Below are 17,860 nucleotides of genomic sequence, written 5' to 3'. Positions count from 1 at the left end.
GCCTGTGTGGCGACTAAACAGGGGTTGTCAAAGCTAGCAGATTGAAGCAATATCAATGAATAGAGGCTGATAGCCACTACACTAAATTTAGGGAAGACGCGATGCCAGGGAAAAAATATCGCCATCTGAATATTTTCTTGAAAAAACCCGAAGTCACCTACAATGGCTTTGCTGATCTTCTCGCTGCGGACAAAGACGTAGTGGGATATGAGACCGCCTCAAACCTTGATCTTAATGGCGTGTTATACGTAAAGCGTGCAACTGAAAAAAAGCCAAATTGGTCAGACATAGCTGACGAAATTGCTGGACAAACCGTTGCGGATATCGGTAACAAATCCAGTTCCGCGGTTCTATTCATAAGGGTTGATAATGATGTATTTGCAGTAGCCTTCGGTTATGGCAGGCACTTAATAGATCTATCATTTTTTGTCCAGGACTTTGGGCTTAAAACAGCATTAAATACTCTTGATCATGAAAGCCTTCGAAGTGTTGATATACATACCCTTGACGATCAGCCTGTGCAGAAAAAGTCACAAGCCACCCGAGATTCTGAAATAAGTGTTTTTGGCATCGATATTTCTAAAGACATTTTGCGAGCGGTCACAGGCACTCCAAAAACCGGCGTCGAATTTAAGAATATATCGGGTGGTGACGCTATGTTTTCTTTCGGGATAGAAATGGAGATAGGCGATCTAACCGATATAGCTAGGACGCTGAAATCTCAATATCAAAAAAATGACTACAAAGCTAACTTTCTATGGGTTGACAACGTCAGAAAAGTCAAGGAAAAGTCTCAAATAGATCATTTTGATGCTATTCTATTGGCAGCCATTAAGGCTCGCGACTCAAATTTAGTTTTAACTTTGCCTGAAATTGAAAAGTGGGATTCAATCGCGGGGTTCAGCTTTACACGCACAAAATCAAATCAAACGCCCACAATTTCCACCGACCTATACTTGGCTAATATCGACGCCTCTAAGGTCTCAATCGAATCAATTAAACGGGACCAGCTACACGTTTTTGACATACACGACAATGAGTTTAGCCACTCGATTTACAAATGCATATACTACGAAGTTTCTGAAGCAAACAAAACCACAATAATTTTTGGTGGGACGTGGTATGAAATTGACAACTCGTTCATGGGAAGAACGAATGCAAGCTTGACGCAGATCGCCGTTTCACCTCTTCGATTCCCGCAAATTCATACATGGGAAGAAAGCAATAAATCCAAAATTGAAGCAGAGGGCGACTATAACATCAGAGCGGCTCAAGCGCATAGCTATTACTTACTAGATAAAAGACTTATTAAAAGTAACAAATCAACAAGCTCCGTTGAGCTATGCGACCTGCTCACATCAGCAAAACAGTTTATCCATGTAAAGCATAGAAAAGGTGGTTCAGCCGGACTGAGTCATCTTTTTGCTCAAGGCAGTGTCGCTGCAGAAATATTGCTCGGAGACCGTGACTTTAGAAAATCAGCCAGGAAAGTTCTTGGCACGCTCGGTAATGCCGCTCGAGACCTCATACCAATTGATAATTTTAAGAGCTCGGATTACGAGGTAGTATTTTTAATACTTGGAGATGAGCCAACCATGGTAAAAGATAACTTACCTTTTTTTAGCAAGGTAAATTTAGTGCGCGCCTACGACAATCTTTCCCAGCGCGGTTATACTGTATCCATTTCAGCCGCATCAAAAATAGAAAGACCTCAGACCAACCCATGATTTATAAGTAGAGCCTTACACCTCATCAAGCCAGCGTGGCTGCCCGTGTAAACACTGTAAACGGTTGCTTGCCTATGAGGTTAGACGCTAATGATGAGGCGTAATAAGGGCTACAAAAAATCGCAAGCAGGCAGGCAGGCCAGCAACCATACTGATAAGAGCAATTGATGCTGGCGCCCCTACAATATTACTTTGGAGGAAGTCTCCTTCGGCGATGGCTCAGCTTGAAGCCCTCAGGTAGTGGCTTGAATAAATCATCGCTTTGAGGCCATCTTTTTGCCCGGCTTTGGAACGCTCGAAGTGCGTCTATATCCAAAGTTGCCGCAATGATAAAATCATTATCGCCACCACGTACGCGAGCCAACTCTCGCATATGGGGCTGTTTAGAAGGCGCCCTCACGCGACTATCCCCATACTTCCTGTTGTTAGCCAAAATAGTATATGCATGGACATCTAGAGCAGCCGACTCTATAAGTGCCGAAAAAGTCTCAAGATCCTTATTCCAGCTCAACACCATAAGAGCATCAATCTTGCCTTGAAAGTCTACTCTCGCCTTACTATTTTGCAGTTCCGAACAAACCATAACTCCAAAACAAGCGCCATTGTGAATATAAACTGGCTTGCTCGAAATTTTTTTCAGTTTTCCGTAAGCCCAGTACTTACCATAAATTGCAGTAAGCTGCTGATCCTCACCTACGGCAGGTTGAAGCTTAGGCTGCCTAATTATAACGGAGGCAGGGAAGCCAAGGCGATTGTCAGCTAGGACAAGATATGCCTCACTAATCACTATGTTCTTTGGATAATGCCGATACTCAGTGCCGGCTACCAAACTAATTCCTACAGCGCTAAGTCTCCCCGCTATACTATCAACCCACCTCAACGGTACAGAAAGTTCTGGAAAAAGCACGTAGTCTGGCTTTGGGCTAAGCTGAATAGCTTGATTAACAAGTTCGGCAATTCTGCTGTATCTTTCCAACGAGAGATTTGGCTTATCACAAGCCGTAGCCGCCCAGGAACTATCATCTGTTTTAATGTTAGTTAAAGCCACTACAACTTTTGACTTTCGCTTAGTCCCTATATGCAAATAATTTCCTACATCTGTTGCTTCGCTCTTCCCCTCCTGCTCTAACGCTAGCAATGTAGGCTGTATCCAAACTCCTCTTAGAGCCTGCACGTATTTCGCCCAAATAGCCGCCGGACTTTCTGTGAACATCTCACTACTATTCCCCGGGAGACCTACACATTCAGGGGCAAGTTCTGCAATTTCAGCTGGCGTAAGTGGCCTTGTTGGAAATAGATAAGGCATTAAGCTCTCTTGTTTGCGTGCCGCCGCCGTTACCTTGTGGAGCCGAGATCGTCTGGTTGACTTCAAAAACAGCTTCAAAGCATCAACATCAATTAGTTCAGAACTTGCCAGTAAACTAGAAATTAATTTTTCATCATTCCCTGAATTCCCAACCACTAAATCTTGGACTGACCGAATATTTAGAACACGCTTATAAGGCTCTTTAGCGAGATCAGTCATAGCAATTAGAGGCGCTTTCTTATAAAAATCTTCTGAGCCTATTCGAAAATCCAATATATCTCCGAAATCAGTCAACGCCTCAATAATCACTTGTAAAAACAATTCAGCTAAACGTGCCTCCTTCTTTGGACGATCTTGATTTAGTAGCTTCTTGGGATCGTAGTAACGAGCAGCCGCGTCGACAAACATCCAAGCGAGCGTTCCTTTTACATAACGCCAGAGCTCATTACCTGCTTTTGCTTCAGTGCCATTTAAACCAATTAACTTACCCGGCTTAACATGTGCCGCCAACTGGTCAATCGCGGAAAATGCGCGTACTACAATCTGCTCTGCGTGCTCCCATTCATTTAAACTAATTGCAAAACCAAGGAGCCTAGGCAAGTAGACAAAGTGAGCAAAAATATTCTCAGGCCGTACAATATGATTGTGTGCGAACTGATAAAATTCCTCGCGCTGTTTCACCCACTCATTTGGAGGTAAATCTCTCGCCAGCGTCTCTACATGGCGCAATTGCAAAGACCAGCTCAGCCTCCGAATTGTCAGCCCATCTGCTCTTCGCAGAGTGTCTGCCTGATCACCCACACTCCCTGCTGCTGAAAGCACTCGAGCTGCTGTAGAATCCTCCAGCTGATCTGGAGAAGGCATCAAGCGATGCTCGCTAGACAGCTCGTAAATCTCTTTCTCTATGCTATCTAGCAAATCAAGTCCAGCTCGACCATGCAGGACAAATAGCTTCTGTTTCTCTGCCTGCAGCTTGATCTTAGTTTTCTTTTGCAACTCCTCCCCTTGCTGAATTTCCCACAATTTTTCGTCTTTATTTCGTTGCCTTCCCTCGTCGTCCGATTCTTGAAAAATGCAGTCCTCACCTAATCGGCTCTGCAAAAAGAACATGAACTCTTTAGCACTGGTAATATTCCCTGTATCATGTAGCACGATAAACATATCATCTACATACCTACCATAATGGATAGGAGCAATTTCTTCTCTTATCAATCTATCCCAGTGGCTCAACAATACATTAGATATTATTCGAGTTGCCGTCAAACCAATCACCAGTCCACCTGGGATCTCAACAGCTTCTTTAACTAGTTTTTCGCTAAAATCCTGCGCGCCCTTTGACCAGTTCGACAGAAACTGCGCCAACATTTTGGTAAACTGTTGTTCATCCCTTGAAAGTTCGATCCCTAATTTTTTCTGTAGCTCCGGAGCAGCAATTGCAAGTGGATCTACAAAATGATAGTAACTTTTCAGGTCCAAGGACACAGCAATCACATCTCGATCTTTCTCAAGCTCGTATCGAATTGCTCTCAAGCCATCATTACGCCATTTTTGGTAAGGTTGGAAGTATGGAGTAAATGAACCAACTGCTCGCACATGAAATGGTTTATGGGAATTTTTATCTAAACTTTCGTCATCCCTAACGCGTTTCAGGCGGGCTCCATAGCAATCTTGACCTAGACAAGCATCAAACTTGTGGCCCACCATGTTTATCCAAAGTGCAGAGACCACATGCGCATCTACTGGAAAATCGCCAACGATCCGAAACTCCGGAGTTACATCACTATTGCTTTTTATATGTTCAAACGCTCTCACTGGGCAAGAAAAATGAATATGCCCCTTAGACCCATTTCGCTTAGGATAAATGCTAAGTTTTTTGGGGAGAATTCGATATTCACCTAGCATTCTATCGTCATCAAAAAAGCCAGACTTTGAGCTCAATCTTTCCAACAATAAATTGAGATTACCAAGTAAGTCTTGCTCATACTCTGCAAATTTAATGGCAGCCGGAAATGTATTCTCAAAAAAACAGTCAGCCTTTGCTTTTCTATAGGCAACTAGTAAATCTTCAATTGTTAGCTTGCCCCAACCTTTAAAAACCGCCGCATACCCCATACGTTCTTCCTTGCAACAAGACTCTTGTGATAGCTGTGAGTTTAATGCAGAGCACCCCTCTAAACAAGCTCACAAGCTATCGCCTAATAGATCCCAAAATTAATAAGTAAAAAATCAGCAGCCATTCAGAGATGCCCAACTTATTTCGGCAATTCCGCATGGCCAGTTGAAGCTGAGTCGCAGCAGCTAATAAATCCCCCCCCCCAACGCAGGCGAGACCTGACCCCTTCGCGAGATTACTGATTCGTAAGGGTATTTTTAGCGATAGTTTTTTGAATCGGACCTAATAATACTCATGAAAATCAATAAGTTGCCTCATGTTTCGATTCCTGGTGCCGCACGCCGTCTGTCACCGCTCCCATGCACAACGCATTAAGCAACCAATAGACCTTAGCTTTACCCCTCAGCCTATTTGCTGAGGCACACCAATCCGGAAGCATCCACCTTCCGCCGGAAACCTCCTACATGGTCACAACTCTAGGGCAATGTGGCAGTAACTCAAAACCCCAGATCATCACTGAGATGACGGCTACGGCTATGATGAGTGAACTGGGCTCAGAGCAGTATTGTCACTTCACTGATTTCTACGTTTGCGCAGCGGATAACCCCTCCTACTCCATAGATGGACTCAAATTCCACTTCGATTGATGGGTTCTCCAATCGGCTGAACTTTATCGAATTAATGACATTCTGGTGATTGAATTCTTCAAGAGAGAGAAATTTAAGATCCGTGAACAAAAACTCGATCAGCACGCTTTTACAGCAGACTATTTCGTAATCTGCAGTGCCGATCCCGACCTCCTTGTATTGACAAACGTTAACACAAAGGCGAGCGGAGGTTTTGCCTGCCTGGCCCGGCGCAGCACGAGCGGCTGAAAACGAAATGACTTCAGCGTCATGAAAACTAGGCCAGTAGCCAAGCGCATCAGTCACTTTCTCGGTATTGCAGATATAGGTTGGGCATTCCATGCTTAGCTTTCCTTGCTGAACAGTGACACTCAGGCATACCACATTACCACTTGGCATCCGATAACTTAACCCTGATCAGTACGGTAATTCTGAGGTGTCGAGCGTGGGAAGGGCAGCTTCGAGACATTTTGTGCCCCTCCCCGGCTAGTATTCGAAAGCGTTGATCTCACTGAAGCTTTCAAGATGTCTTCCGCAGCAGACGTCCTCTTGCATAGCAGCAATCGATAGGAACTCAAAATTCCCGATTCGATTCCACAGAAGGCCATAACTAGCTGATTTTTTATAGATACCCTTTGAGGTACGTCGAAAAATCCACCAAATTCCAGTCCCGCCAAAATCGGGGCCTCACGGCCAACGACCGTTCGTCTGGTGCCGCACACCGCCTATCAACGCCCCCATGTACAGCGCATTAACCAACCAACAGACCTTAGCTTCGCCCCTCTACCTATTTGCTCATGCGCAACAATCCGAATGCATCCACCTCAGCCCGGAAACCTCCTACATGGTCTGTCGACCACCGTCCGATTGCCCCCCTAACATTTCTCCCCCTACCATCCACCCGCCGCTGAACTTTCAGCGACCAGGGTGTGGAAACCCTGCTTTCATCGATCGAGCATTGTTCTGGCAGCCACGCGCGGTATGGCCATCGGCCTACCCGTTAGCTTCCATGACGTAATCGAGCCGACTCATGAAAAAATTGTCCCAACCGCACCTCACTCCGATCCACACCCCATCCCTACCCGCCGATCTGATCCCATCCGACGCCCTCGCCGTCGCTAACGACCTTCTTCTTTCCATCCAGCAGACCCTCAACGACTACTGCCCGACCTACCCCACAGCCCCATCCCTGAATACCCTGCGCAACACATCCCACAGCGCCAACACCGCCACCGCCCTCATCACCCACGCGCTCACCGGCATGTGATATGGCCAAGAAGGGAGGTTCAGGTATGAACGAAGAACACCAACCAAACGTAACCGTCGGCGTCCAACCTTTCTGCGAACTCGACGAAAACCCAGCGCATCTGTTCCGGGTCATGCCCGGCATTCCCTTCGAACAGGCGTACGAGCAGGTCTCGGTGCTGCTGGGCTATATCCGGCATCTGCTTCATGAGGGGGATCTGACCGATGACCATAAGTTGCTGGGGGCTGCGGGCTACTTGAGCAGCTTGGCCAAGGCGGTCATGGATGACATCGAGGTTGCCCGCGCAGGCCACCCTTAAGGCTTACGAGCCCCTACGTAAATAGGGGCGATTCACCATTTAAGGCATCACTGCCCCCGGCATCGTTTACCACCGAAACTACCCTGGCATAATGCCGCTCAGTTAAGCCTTTGAAGGACAGGCTTCTCGACCAATTCGATCGCTTCAATAACAGCACAGGAATGGACTCTATGGCTTTTCGCCTGCTAGGCCTCACGGCAATACTTCTAATGACATCGGCTTGTTCGAACCATCAGTACAAGACCTATGTCGGCAGCCTGGACGACCCGGCGATTCAGGTTCTGGATTTATCCGAGGGCGCAGCTAATGCGCCAATTCTCTACTTCGACACGCGGCAGTTCCGAGAGCTAGGCGTGCCCTTTCACCGTCTGCTGCTCGCCGTGCGCGTGGATGGCAAACAGCTCCCTGATGCGGGCAAGCATTCCATTCTCAATTACTCGGGCTACCAGGCACTGCGTCTAGCGCCAGGCGAACACTCGGTGGAGTGGTGCTGGGTGTCGATGAACAAGCTGGGCACGGGCGGTGGCAAGTGCGGCTTTGGTGCTCCGGCTCTCAACTTGGAAGCCGGTAAGCACTATCTTGCGACGTGGTCTTCATCTACCTCGGTCACCGGACTCAGGGGCCGTGAGCAGATGGAGATCAGCGTCTCCTCTTATGTGCTGGAGCAAGGGACTAAGAAGCAGGTATTTCCCTGATCACCCGGTAGTCGAATCACTGGCAAACCTTGTTGGCAAAGGCCCAACGCGACACGCGGGTCGAGGCTGGGGTGACGCGGACAGTTCAACTTTCCACAGCGCATTCCAGCATCAATCAATCGGCACCTTTTTATCCCTGATTGGCGATACATCAAAAGGGAGCTGATCTATTAGATTCGCGTGTGCAACTCTCGAGTTAATAGATCTCTCCCCTTTTCCCCGCGATCTGCGCAACGCAGCCCACAGAGCTCACTTTCTCGCTACACACCAACGCGGCCGCAGAACGGTCGAGGTCGTTTGCGGGAGTCGCGGCTGTCACGGGGTAGCCGCTATGCTTGGCGAAGTCCTGAAGTTGGGCGGCGTAGCGGCGAGACGTGCGTATGAAGTGTTTTCCTCAGTCAAGTCGTTGGATGCGCTGGGGCCTGCCGGCGCTGGCCTCGGGGGTGTTCTTTGCCATTGCGTGGAGTCTGTTGCAGCGTTTCGATGAGGATGCGCGGCATATCGAGCGGGTGCGCACCGGTGAGGTGGCGATGTCGTTCGCGGTGTCGGTGGAGAAGGTGCTGGAGCGGGCGCTGACGGCCAATCGCACGTTGGCGGTGATGGTCTATCAGGGGCATGGCGAGGTGCCGGACTTCACGGCGTTGGCGAGTTTTCTGTTGCCGCTGTACAAGGGCGCGTATGCGTTGTCGCTGGCGCCGCAGGGCATCATTCGGCAGATCGAGCCGTTGGATCGCAATCTGCTGGTGCGTGACCATGATCTGCTCGAGCATGTGGACCGTGCCGAGGTGCTCGGCGCGCTCGATCCGGCCGAGACGGTCATTCAGTTTTCCGGGCCGTTCGAACTGATCCAGGGGCCAATCGGTGGCATCGGCATGCTGCCGGTGTTTCTGCCAGATGCTGAGGGCACGCCGCGTTTCTGGGGGTATACCGTGGTCACGTTGATGCTGCCCGAGGCCCTGGAAGACGCCAACCTGCCGGCCATCGAGGCGCAGGGTTATGCCTATGCGCTGGTCGGTGACGACGCAGAGACGGGTGAGCCGCGGGTGTTGCAGCGCTCGCAGGCGGCGCTGGCCGATGAGCTGTGCCGGGCTGTGCAGGTGGGTCAGACGCGCTGGAAGCTGTGCGTGGCGCCGCTCAAGCCGTGGCGCAGTCAGGCCCGGCACTATTTCGAGATCGGCCTGACCTTGCTCGGCAGTGGCCTGATCGGCTGGCTGGTGTATGCGCTGTTGAGCCTGCGCCAGCGCCGCGAAGAACTGCAGCAGCAGGCGTTGATCGACCCGCTGACGGGCCTGGCCAATCGCCGCCTGATGCTGCAACGCCTGACCCAGGCGCAGGAGCGCGCTCGCCGCAAGGGCACATGCTTCGCCCTGGCGTTGCTCGATCTGGATGGTTTCAAGGGGGTCAACGACCGCTTTGGCCATGCCCACGGCGACGAAGTGCTGATCAACACGGCCCAGCGGGTGCTGGGCACCATCCGCGTGTCAGACACGTTGGCGCGTCTGGGCGGTGATGAGTTCGTGCTGATCATGGAGGACGTCAGCGGGCGTGAGGAGTGCCAGTGGGTACTCGACCGAATCGTCAGCGCCGTGCGTGAGCCGCACCGCTTCGCCACCGGCACCGCGCAGGTGCAGGCCAGTGTCGGTGTAGTGATCAGCGATGGCGGCGCGGCCAGCGACAGCGACCGCCTGCTGCGCCTGGCCGACGCCGCCATGTACGAGGCCAAGGCGCTGGGCAAGAACCGTTATGTGTTCGCCGAAGACAGCCCGTTGCGCGAGCCGCTCATCACCTCTTGATTGAAGGCTTGCAAGCCACTCAGTACTTCCAGCTCACCGAACCCATCATTGACTTGATAGGCATACAGAGGACGCATCAGACACCCGGTTTTCTGGAATCACTTGGTTCTTCTGCTTTTTAGGGCACTGATGCCTACCGCCCCTGGATCCTCACGAGCAGGGGCTTGGCATGAAGGGACGGAAACGAGTGAAGCCCCAGATTCGACAACGCTTGGACGGGCGTCCGGAGCAATACTCACTTCATCGGGATAGTCGGCCGTTCACCCGCAATCAGCGTCTTTTCCAGCTTCTTGTTATCGCGGGTAATGACCAACTTCAGCGCCTGGCCGGGTACGTAGGGATAATCCTCGAACACGTAAGGGCTGGTGACGGTTTTGCCATCTACCGATTCGATGATGTCGTTTTCCCGCAGATCCGCCCGGTCAGCCGGGCTGTCATAGATCACCATGTCGATCCGCGCACCATTCGCTGTTTCAGGAGTCTTCGCCAGCGTTGGCGAAAGCCTCGTGAGTTGAACACCTAGGCCCGTATTGGTGCGTATCCAGTAGAAGGCACCGTAGTCATAAATGTCGACCGTGCTGGATACGTATCGAGTCTCGTACAGCACCGTCTTGGTGGTCGCGGTCTCGCCCGTAGCGCGGCCCTTTTCGTCTCTGACCGTCGTAACGGACTCGCTATTGCCTACGGGCTCCGACACCTCTCGGGTTCTCGTATAGCTACGGGCAAGCTCATGATCGATGATCACCACGAGATCGGCACCGATGCTTTTCGCCTGCTCGACGGCCATCGAGTCTGCTGCATCATCTTCAGTTTTGAATGATGAGTAGCCCAGCGATTGAAAACCTCTACGGCGCAGACTCTCATTGGTCGATTCCAGTTCGGAGTAGACTATCCGACTGATATCTGGCTGTTCTGGCGCAGGTGCCACGCGATTGGTGCGAATGTCGTAGCCATAGTTGTTCGCTACATAAGATCGCGAATAAGGGTTCCCAGTGCAGCCCGAAAGCGCAATCAACGCCAGCACACCCGCCAGACCTGACCTGAAATCCATTCCACTTGCTCCTTGGGCGATGTGTGGGTCCTATGATAGGTAGCACTTTAACATCATCGCCGAGGGTGTAGACCTTTCGCCCCGTCACTCGCCCTCTTCTCACCTGCCCGCCCCAGCCATCACCTCCTGAGCGAACTCCGGCCACAACACCCACAGCCCCAGGCCAATCAACGCCGAGCCGATCACCCGGTCGAGCATGCGCTGGCGCGCCAGCAATCGCTGCCGTACCCCCGGCGCCGAGAAGAACACCGCCACCAGGCTGAACCACAGCCAGTGCGCCGCAGACATGAACAGGCCATAGCCGATACTGCTCGCCCAACTGCTGCCGGCCTGCACCACCTGGCTGTACACGGCGACGACGAAGAGCATGGTCTTGGGGTTCAGGGCGTTGGTGAGAAAGCCCTGGGTGAAGGCCTTGCCGGTGGACAGTGCCGGGCCGCTGGCGGCATCGATGTCGAGGGTCGAGGTGCTGGTCAGGGATTTCCAGCCCAGGTAGATCAGGTATCCGGCGCCAAGCAGTTTCATGGCCAGGAACAGCAGCGGCGAGTGGGTGATGATCAGCGCGATGCCGAACACGGCGTAGCACACATGTACCTGTACGCCGCAGGCGATGCCGAGGGCGGCCAGCAGTCCGTGGCGGCGGCCGTAGGCGTAGCTGGTGCGGGTGACCATGGCAAAATCAGGGCCGGGGCTGATGACGGCGAGCACAGTGATGGCGGCGACGGCGATGAGTTCGTTCATTGGCCGTCTCCATCGACGATGCTTTTGCACAGATGATTCGCAACATCACACTGAGCACGCTGCCGCTGTGGGGATTTTCGCAATTCAACGTGAAACATTGGGCAGCCAGGCAGTGCGCCGGCGGATGCCGCTATAGATGGGCCGAACATGGTTATCCACAACCTCGTCATCCTTCCGTAGACTCATCGCAAGCCCGGTCGCGACACAGCATGCCCGGCTACCCTGTGGATAAAAATCGATTTATCGTCGCGCGTATCTGTGAGTAATCATCGCCCATGAAGCTCCCACCGCTTGCCGCCCTACAGTTCTTCAACTTCGCCGCCCAGACCGAGAGCTTCGTCCAGGCCGGGCGCTTGCTGCATGTCACCCACGGCGCGGTGAGTCGCCAGGTGCGCCAGTTGGAAGAGAGCCTCGGCGTGACGCTGTTCGAGCGGCGTAATCGGGCGATCTTTCTCAATGAGTCCGGGCGCAGGCTGTATCAGCTGACCGCGCCGTTTTTCGAGGACCTGCGCCAGACCGTGCTCGATCTGCAACAGCCGAGTCGTGACGAGGTGCTGGTGGTGTCGTGCGAACCGACCATCGCGATGAAATGGCTGATCCCGCGCCTGGCGGATTTCCACAGCCAGCACCCTGGCATTCAGGTGCAACTGCTCACCGCAGGCGGCGCAGTGAACTTTGCCCGTACGGGGGTCGATGTGGCGGTGCGGCGCGATGACTTCTACTGGGGCGAGGGCATTCACAGCGCCACTCTGTGCGAAGAATGGGTCGGCCCGCTGTGCACGCCTGGGCTGTGGCACGGCCAAGAAGCGCTGGATGGCCTGTGCCTGCTGCACAGCCGCACCCGCCCACAGGCCTGGGACCACTGGCTGCGCCTGCGCGGCATCACGCTGGCTCAGTCAACGGGCCAGGACTTCGAGCACTTCTACCTCTCGACCCAGGCAGCGGCTGCCGGGCTGGGCGTGTGCCTGGCTTCAGCGTTGATGGTGGAAGATGAGTTGCGCGCTGGGCAGCTGCTCGCGCCGCTGGGTTTCGACAAGGATGGTTCGCGCTATTGCCTGCTGGCTGCCAGGCCGTTTGCCGACAGCGCCAAGGCGACGGCCTTCCTGCACTGGATCACGGCGCAGATGCAGGCCAGCACCCAGCGCTTGCTGGGACCGTGAACGCGCCCTACCCCACGGCCTCATCGAGCAGCCCCTGGCTGCGCAGCGCCTGCAACGCGGCCTCAAGGGTCTGCATGCCGGCGCCGGCGCCGGTTTGCAGGGTCGAGTGCAGTTGTGCCAGGCGCCCTTCGCGAATCAGGTTCTGCACTGCGGGCGTGCCCACCAGCACTTCGCGGGCCGCCACGCGTCCGCCGCCCTTGCGCTTTACCAGCACCTGCGCCAGCACCAGGCGCAGCGACTGCGCGAGCATGGCCCGCACCAGCGGTTTTTCCTCGGCGGCGAACACCTCTACCAGGCGCTCGATGCTGCTCACCGCCGAACGGGTGTGCACGGTGCCCAGCACCAGATGCCCGGTTTCTGCGGCGCGCAGGGCCAGGCGGATGGTCTCGAGATCGCGCAGTTCGCCGAGCATGATGATGTCCGGGTCTTGCCGCAGGGCGCTGCGCAAGGCCTGGGCGAAGTCGCGGCTGTGGCGGCCGATCTCGCGCTGGTTGATCAGGCTGCGCTGACTGCGGTGAAGGATTTCCACTGGGTCTTCGAGGGTGATGATATGCAGGGCGCGGTCGCGGTTGAGCTGGTCGAGCAAGGCCGCGAGGGTGCTGGACTTGCCACTGCCGGTCGGCCCGCCGACCAGCACCAGGCCGTCGCGCAGCCCTGCCAGCAGCGGGTAGATCGGCTGCAAGGCAAGCGCCTCGAGGCTCGGTACAGCATCTGCCAGCAGGCGCAGGCTGGCCGCAGGACCCTGCTGCTGGCGAAACAGATTGAGGCGCACCCGGCCGCGCTCGGGGATGGCCAAGGCCAGGTCGAGTTCATCGCCGCTGGCCCACTGCCGTTGCTGCTCGGCGTCGAGGAACTGGCCAAGCCCGGTGAACAGTGCGTCGGCGCTCAGCACCGGTAAATCCAGGCGCTGCAACTCGCCATCGATGCGCAGCAGCGGCGCTTCGCCTGCTGCCAGGTGCAGGTCGGAGGCCCGCGCATGGAGGGCGCGGGCCAGCAGGTCGGTCACGTCCATGAGACTCCCCAAAGGCCATAGAGCAGGTAGAATGCCGCGACCACTGAGCCGCCGGCGATCAACCATGTCCACAGTAGCAGCCAACTTGCAGGCCCTCGCCGCCCGTATCAACAGTGCCGCCGAGGCAGCCGGACGCGCACCGTCCAGCGTGCGCCTGCTGGCGGTGAGCAAAACCAAGCCGGCCAGCGCCGTGCGTGAGCTGTACGCCGCCGGGGTCAGCGATGTGGGGGAAAATTACCTACAGGAAGCGCTGAACAAACAGCAGGAACTTGCCGACCTGCCCTTGACCTGGCACTTCATTGGCCCCATCCAGTCGAACAAGACCCGCGCCATTGCCGAGCACTTCGATTGGGTACATTCCGTAGACCGCCTGAAAATCGCCCAGCGTTTGTCCGAGCAGCGTCCGGCCGGGCTGGCCCCGCTCAACGTCTGCCTGCAAGTGAACGTCAGCGGCGAGGACAGCAAGTCGGGCTGCGCGCCGGCCGACCTGCCGGCGCTGGCCGCCGCCGTGGCGGCCCTGCCCGGGCTGCGCCTGCGGGGGCTGATGGCGATTCCCGCACCAAGCGACGAACGCGCCGCGCAGGAACGCCCGTTCGCCCAGTTGCGCGAACTGCTGGCCCAGCTCGAACCCGGCCTCGATACCCTGTCGATGGGCATGAGTCACGACCTCGAGGCGGCCATCGCCCAGGGCGCGACCTGGGTGCGCATCGGCACCGCCTTGTTCGGCGCGCGTGACTATGGCGCCGTCTGAATCCATGTTTCACTCACCCTTTCCCGCAAGGACCTGACATGAGCAAGACACGTATTGCCTTCATCGGCGCCGGCAACATGGCCGCCAGCCTGATCGGCGGTCTGCGCGCCCAGGGCCTGGACGCCGCGCAGATCCGCGCCAGCGACCCCGGTGCCGAGACCCGCAGCCGCGTCCAGGCCGAGCACGGCATCGAGGTGTTCGAAGACAACGCCCAGGCCGTGGCCGACGCCGACGTGGTGGTGCTGTCGGTCAAGCCGCAGGTGATGAAAGCGGTGTGCGAGGCCCTGGCGCCGTCGCTCGCACCGGGCCAACTGGTGGTGTCCATCGCCGCCGGCATCACTTGCGCCAGCCTGCAAAGCTGGCTGGGCGAGCGCCCGCTGGTGCGCTGCATGCCCAACACCCCGGCGCTGCTGCGCAAGGGCGCCAGCGGCCTGTACGCCAATGCGCAGGTCTCGGCCGAACAGCACCAGCAGGCCGAAACCCTGCTGGGCGCGGTCGGCACCGTGCTGTGGCTCGATGAAGAGCGACAGATCGATGCTGTCACTGCGGTGTCGGGCAGCGGCCCGGCGTATTTCTTCCTGCTGATCGAGGCCATGACCGCCGCTGGCGAGAAACTCGGCCTGCCCCGCGAAACCGCTTCGCAACTGACCTTGCAGACCGCCCTGGGCGCTGCGCACATGGCTGCGGCCAGCGACTTCGACGCCGCCGAGCTGCGCCGCCGCGTCACCTCGCCCGGTGGCACCACCGAGGCGGCCATCACCTCATTCCAGAACAACGGTTTCCAGACACTGGTCGAGCACGCCCTGGAGGCTGCCGCGCAGCGCTCCGCTGCGCTGGCCGAACAACTGGGCAAATAAGGAGCTGTCGATGAATGCACTGTCCGGCGCCGCGATTTTCGTGGTGCAAACCCTGGTCAGCCTGTACCTGGTGATCGTCCTGCTGCGCTTCGTGCTGCAACTGGTGAAAGCCGATTTCTACAACCCGCTGTGTCAGTTCGCGGTGCGCGCCACGCAGCCGCTGCTCAAGCCGATTCGCCGCATCATCCCCAGCATCGGCGGCATGGACACCTCGTCCCTGTTGCTGGCGGTGGTGTTGCAGGCGCTGCTGATGGCCTTCGTGCTGATGGTCACCTACGGCACCTTCGGCGACGTCCTGCACCTGCTGATGTGGGCGCTGCTGGGCGTGGCTTCACTGTTCCTGAAGATTTTCTGGGTGGCGATGATCGTCATGGTGATCGTCTCGTGGATCGCACCGAACACCCACAACCCGGCCGCCGAGCTGGCCTACCAGATCGCTGAACCGGTGCTGGCGCCGTTCCGGCGTATCGTGCCGAACCTCGGCGGGCTGGATATTTCGCCGATCTTCGCCTTCATCGCCATCCAGGTGATCCAGTCGTTCGTGCTGCCCCCGATCGCCGCGCAAATCGGCATGCCGCAAGAACTGTTCCGCATGATCTGACCCCTTGCCGCCCCCGGTGGTAGCTGTTGCTTGCCGCTGGGGGTAGCGCTCTTTAGACTTACGCCTCATTCACGCGTGAGCTGGGTCGATGTCCACTGTCTTTGCCGAAGATTCCGTCGGTCTGGTAACCCCTGTGGTTGCCCGATTCGATGAGCCGCTGCCGCTGGCCTGTGGCCGTTCCCTGGCCAGCTATGAACTGATCTACGAAACCTATGGCACGCTCAACGCCACGGCCAGCAATGCCGTGCTGATCTGCCATGCGCTGTCGGGCCACCATCATGCGGCGGGCTTTCACAGCGCCGATGACCGTAAGCCGGGCTGGTGGGACAGCTGCATCGGCCCAGGTAAGCCAATCGACACCAACCGCTTCTTCGTGGTCAGCCTGAACAACCTTGGCGGCTGCAATGGCAGCACCGGCCCGAGCAGCCTCAACCCCGCCACCGGCAAGCCCTACGGCGCCGATTTCCCGATTCTCACCGTCGAAGACTGGGTGCACAGCCAGGCGCGCCTGGCCGACCGCTTGGGCATCGCGCAGTGGGCGGCAGTGGTCGGTGGCAGTCTGGGTGGCATGCAGGCGCTGCAATGGTCGATCACCTACCCAGAGCGCATCCGCCACTGTGTCGACATCGCCTCGGCGCCCAAGCTGTCGGCGCAGAACATCGCCTTCAACGAAGTCGCCCGCCAGGCCATTCTCACCGACCCGGAGTTCCACGGCGGCTCGTTCCAGGACCAGGGCGTGATTCCCAAGCGTGGCCTGATGCTGGCGCGCATGGTCGGCCATATCACCTACCTGTCGGACGATTCGATGGGCGAGAAATTCGGCCGTGAACTCAAGAGCGACAAGCTCAACTACGACTTCCACAGCGTCGAATTCCAGGTCGAGAGCTACCTGCGCTACCAGGGCGAAGAGTTTTCCGGGCGCTTCGACGCCAACACCTACCTGTTGATGACCAAGGCGCTGGACTATTTCGACCCGGCCGCCGCGCACAACGGTGACCTGGCCGCGACCCTGGCCGGCGCCAAGGCGGATTTCTGCATCATGTCGTTCACCACCGACTGGCGCTTCTCGCCGGCCCGCTCGCGGGAAATGGTCGATGCCCTGCTGGCGGCGCGCAAGAACGTCTGCTACCTGGACATCGATTCGCCCTACGGCCACGACGCCTTCCTCATCCCTACACCGCGCTACATGCAGGGGTTTACCAACTACATGAACCGCATCGCGATCTGAGGACAGCATGAGAGCCGACCTGGAAATCATCCACGACTGGATCCCCGCCGGTAGCCGCGTGCTCGACCTGGGCTGCGGCAACGGTGAACTGCTGGCCTCGCTACGCGACCGCAAGCAGGTGCACGGCTATGGCCTGGAAATCGACCCCGACAACATTGCCGAATGCGTGGCAAGGGGCGTCAACGTCATCGAACAAGACCTCGACAAGGGCCTGGGCAACTTCGCCAGCGACAGCTTCGACATTGTGGTCATGACCCAAGCCCTGCAAGCCGTGGAATACCCCGACCGCATTCTCGAAGAGATGCTGCGGGTAGGCCGCGAGTGCATCATCACCTTCCCCAACTTCGGTCACTGGCGCTGCCGCTGGTACCTGGCGAGCAAAGGCCGCATGCCGGTATCGGACTTCATGCCCTATACCTGGTACAACACTCCGAACATCCACTTCTGCACCTTCGCCGATTTCGAACAGCTGTGCCACGAGCGCCACGCCAAGGTGCTCGATCGCCTGGCGGTCGACCGTCTGCACCGCAACGGCCTGGGTGGCCGGCTGTGGCCTAACCTGCTCGGGGAAATCGGCATCTACCGGGTCAGCAGCCCGAGCCTGGCCGAACATAAGGTCGCGGTCTGAACCTAT

Annotated in this window: 16 protein-coding genes; 11 read left to right on the top strand and 5 right to left on the bottom strand. The window is 56.2% G+C overall.

Annotation, left to right across the window (positions count from 1 at the left end):
* Positions 1-101: 101 nt before the first annotated feature.
* Positions 102-1,727, top strand: a complete 1,626-nt coding sequence (locus tag H618_RS21105) for a TIGR04141 family sporadically distributed protein (protein WP_033727358.1) — start codon at positions 102-104, stop codon at positions 1,725-1,727.
* Positions 1,728-1,914: 187 nt separating this feature from the next.
* On the opposite strand, the gene H618_RS21100 is transcribed toward H618_RS21105, so the two are convergent.
* Positions 1,915-5,145 (bottom strand): RNA-directed DNA polymerase, encoded by a 3,231-nt coding sequence (locus H618_RS21100; protein WP_033727356.1) that lies wholly within the window; start codon positions 5,143-5,145, stop codon positions 1,915-1,917.
* A 555-nt stretch (positions 5,146-5,700) separates the two neighbouring features.
* Entirely contained in the window at positions 5,701-6,114 is a 414-nt protein-coding gene (locus H618_RS0101640) for an Imm50 family immunity protein (protein WP_028693404.1), read from the bottom strand.
* Positions 6,115-6,802: 688 nt separating this feature from the next.
* Between H618_RS0101640 and H618_RS0101635 the strand changes: the two genes are divergently transcribed.
* The 4 genes from H618_RS0101635 to H618_RS0101620 all read left to right on the top strand — a co-directional run bounded on the left by H618_RS0101635 (position 6,803) and on the right by H618_RS0101620 (position 9,825).
* The gene (locus H618_RS0101635) at positions 6,803-7,039 is read left to right on the top strand and encodes a hypothetical protein (RefSeq protein ID WP_028693403.1); all 237 of its coding nucleotides are present in this window, start codon (positions 6,803-6,805) and stop codon (positions 7,037-7,039) included.
* 25 nt (positions 7,040-7,064) lie between these two features.
* Positions 7,065-7,337 (top strand): DUF3077 domain-containing protein, encoded by a 273-nt coding sequence (locus tag H618_RS0101630; protein ID WP_028693402.1) that lies wholly within the window; start codon positions 7,065-7,067, stop codon positions 7,335-7,337.
* A gap of 170 nt (positions 7,338-7,507) precedes the next feature.
* Entirely contained in the window at positions 7,508-8,032 is a 525-nt protein-coding gene (locus H618_RS0101625; RefSeq protein WP_081673678.1) for a hypothetical protein, read from the top strand.
* 410 nt (positions 8,033-8,442) lie between these two features.
* A complete protein-coding gene (locus H618_RS0101620; protein WP_028693400.1) occupies positions 8,443-9,825 on the top strand; it encodes a sensor domain-containing diguanylate cyclase in 1,383 nt (460 codons plus the stop codon).
* 235 nt (positions 9,826-10,060) lie between these two features.
* Here H618_RS0101620 and H618_RS0101615 read toward each other — a convergent pair whose 3' ends face one another.
* Together H618_RS0101615 and H618_RS0101610 are read right to left on the bottom strand one after the other, a co-directional pair.
* Positions 10,061-10,876, bottom strand: coding sequence for a PDZ domain-containing protein (locus H618_RS0101615; RefSeq protein WP_028693399.1), 816 nt, complete (start codon positions 10,874-10,876; stop codon positions 10,061-10,063).
* 99 nt (positions 10,877-10,975) lie between these two features.
* On the bottom strand, positions 10,976-11,617 hold the full coding sequence (locus H618_RS0101610; RefSeq protein ID WP_028693398.1) for a LysE family translocator: 642 nt from the start codon (positions 11,615-11,617) through the stop codon (positions 10,976-10,978).
* Between the two features lie 275 nt (positions 11,618-11,892).
* Here H618_RS0101610 and H618_RS0101605 point away from each other — a divergent pair, with 275 nt between their 5' ends.
* On the top strand, positions 11,893-12,777 hold the full coding sequence (locus H618_RS0101605; RefSeq protein ID WP_028693397.1) for a LysR substrate-binding domain-containing protein: 885 nt from the start codon (positions 11,893-11,895) through the stop codon (positions 12,775-12,777).
* A 7-nt stretch (positions 12,778-12,784) separates the two neighbouring features.
* Here H618_RS0101605 and H618_RS0101600 read toward each other — a convergent pair whose 3' ends face one another.
* Positions 12,785-13,789 (bottom strand): type IV pilus twitching motility protein PilT, encoded by a 1,005-nt coding sequence (locus H618_RS0101600; protein ID WP_028693396.1) that lies wholly within the window; start codon positions 13,787-13,789, stop codon positions 12,785-12,787.
* A 64-nt stretch (positions 13,790-13,853) separates the two neighbouring features.
* Here H618_RS0101600 and H618_RS0101595 point away from each other — a divergent pair, with 64 nt between their 5' ends.
* The 5 genes from H618_RS0101595 to metW all read left to right on the top strand — a co-directional run bounded on the left by H618_RS0101595 (position 13,854) and on the right by metW (position 17,854).
* The gene (locus H618_RS0101595; RefSeq protein WP_028693395.1) at positions 13,854-14,540 is read left to right on the top strand and encodes a YggS family pyridoxal phosphate-dependent enzyme; all 687 of its coding nucleotides are present in this window, start codon (positions 13,854-13,856) and stop codon (positions 14,538-14,540) included.
* A gap of 38 nt (positions 14,541-14,578) precedes the next feature.
* Positions 14,579-15,397: a pyrroline-5-carboxylate reductase gene (gene proC, locus H618_RS0101590; protein WP_028693394.1), complete on the top strand. Its 819-nt coding sequence runs from the start codon at positions 14,579-14,581 to the stop codon at positions 15,395-15,397.
* A 10-nt stretch (positions 15,398-15,407) separates the two neighbouring features.
* Positions 15,408-15,998, top strand: coding sequence for a YggT family protein (locus H618_RS0101585; RefSeq protein ID WP_028693393.1), 591 nt, complete (start codon positions 15,408-15,410; stop codon positions 15,996-15,998).
* An 88-nt stretch (positions 15,999-16,086) separates the two neighbouring features.
* Entirely contained in the window at positions 16,087-17,226 is a 1,140-nt protein-coding gene (metX, locus tag H618_RS0101580) for a homoserine O-succinyltransferase MetX (RefSeq protein ID WP_028693392.1), read from the top strand.
* Positions 17,227-17,233: 7 nt separating this feature from the next.
* Positions 17,234-17,854: a methionine biosynthesis protein MetW gene (gene metW / locus H618_RS0101575; RefSeq protein WP_028693391.1), complete on the top strand. Its 621-nt coding sequence runs from the start codon at positions 17,234-17,236 to the stop codon at positions 17,852-17,854.
* Positions 17,855-17,860: the final 6 nt, after the last annotated feature.

The sequence above is a fragment of the Pseudomonas cremoricolorata DSM 17059 = NBRC 16634 genome (genome assembly GCF_000425745.1).
Taxonomy (GTDB): Bacteria; Pseudomonadota; Gammaproteobacteria; order Pseudomonadales; family Pseudomonadaceae; genus Aquipseudomonas; species Aquipseudomonas cremoricolorata.
Note: the sequence above shows the minus strand (reverse complement) of the source record. Positions and strands in the feature narration are given on the sequence as shown.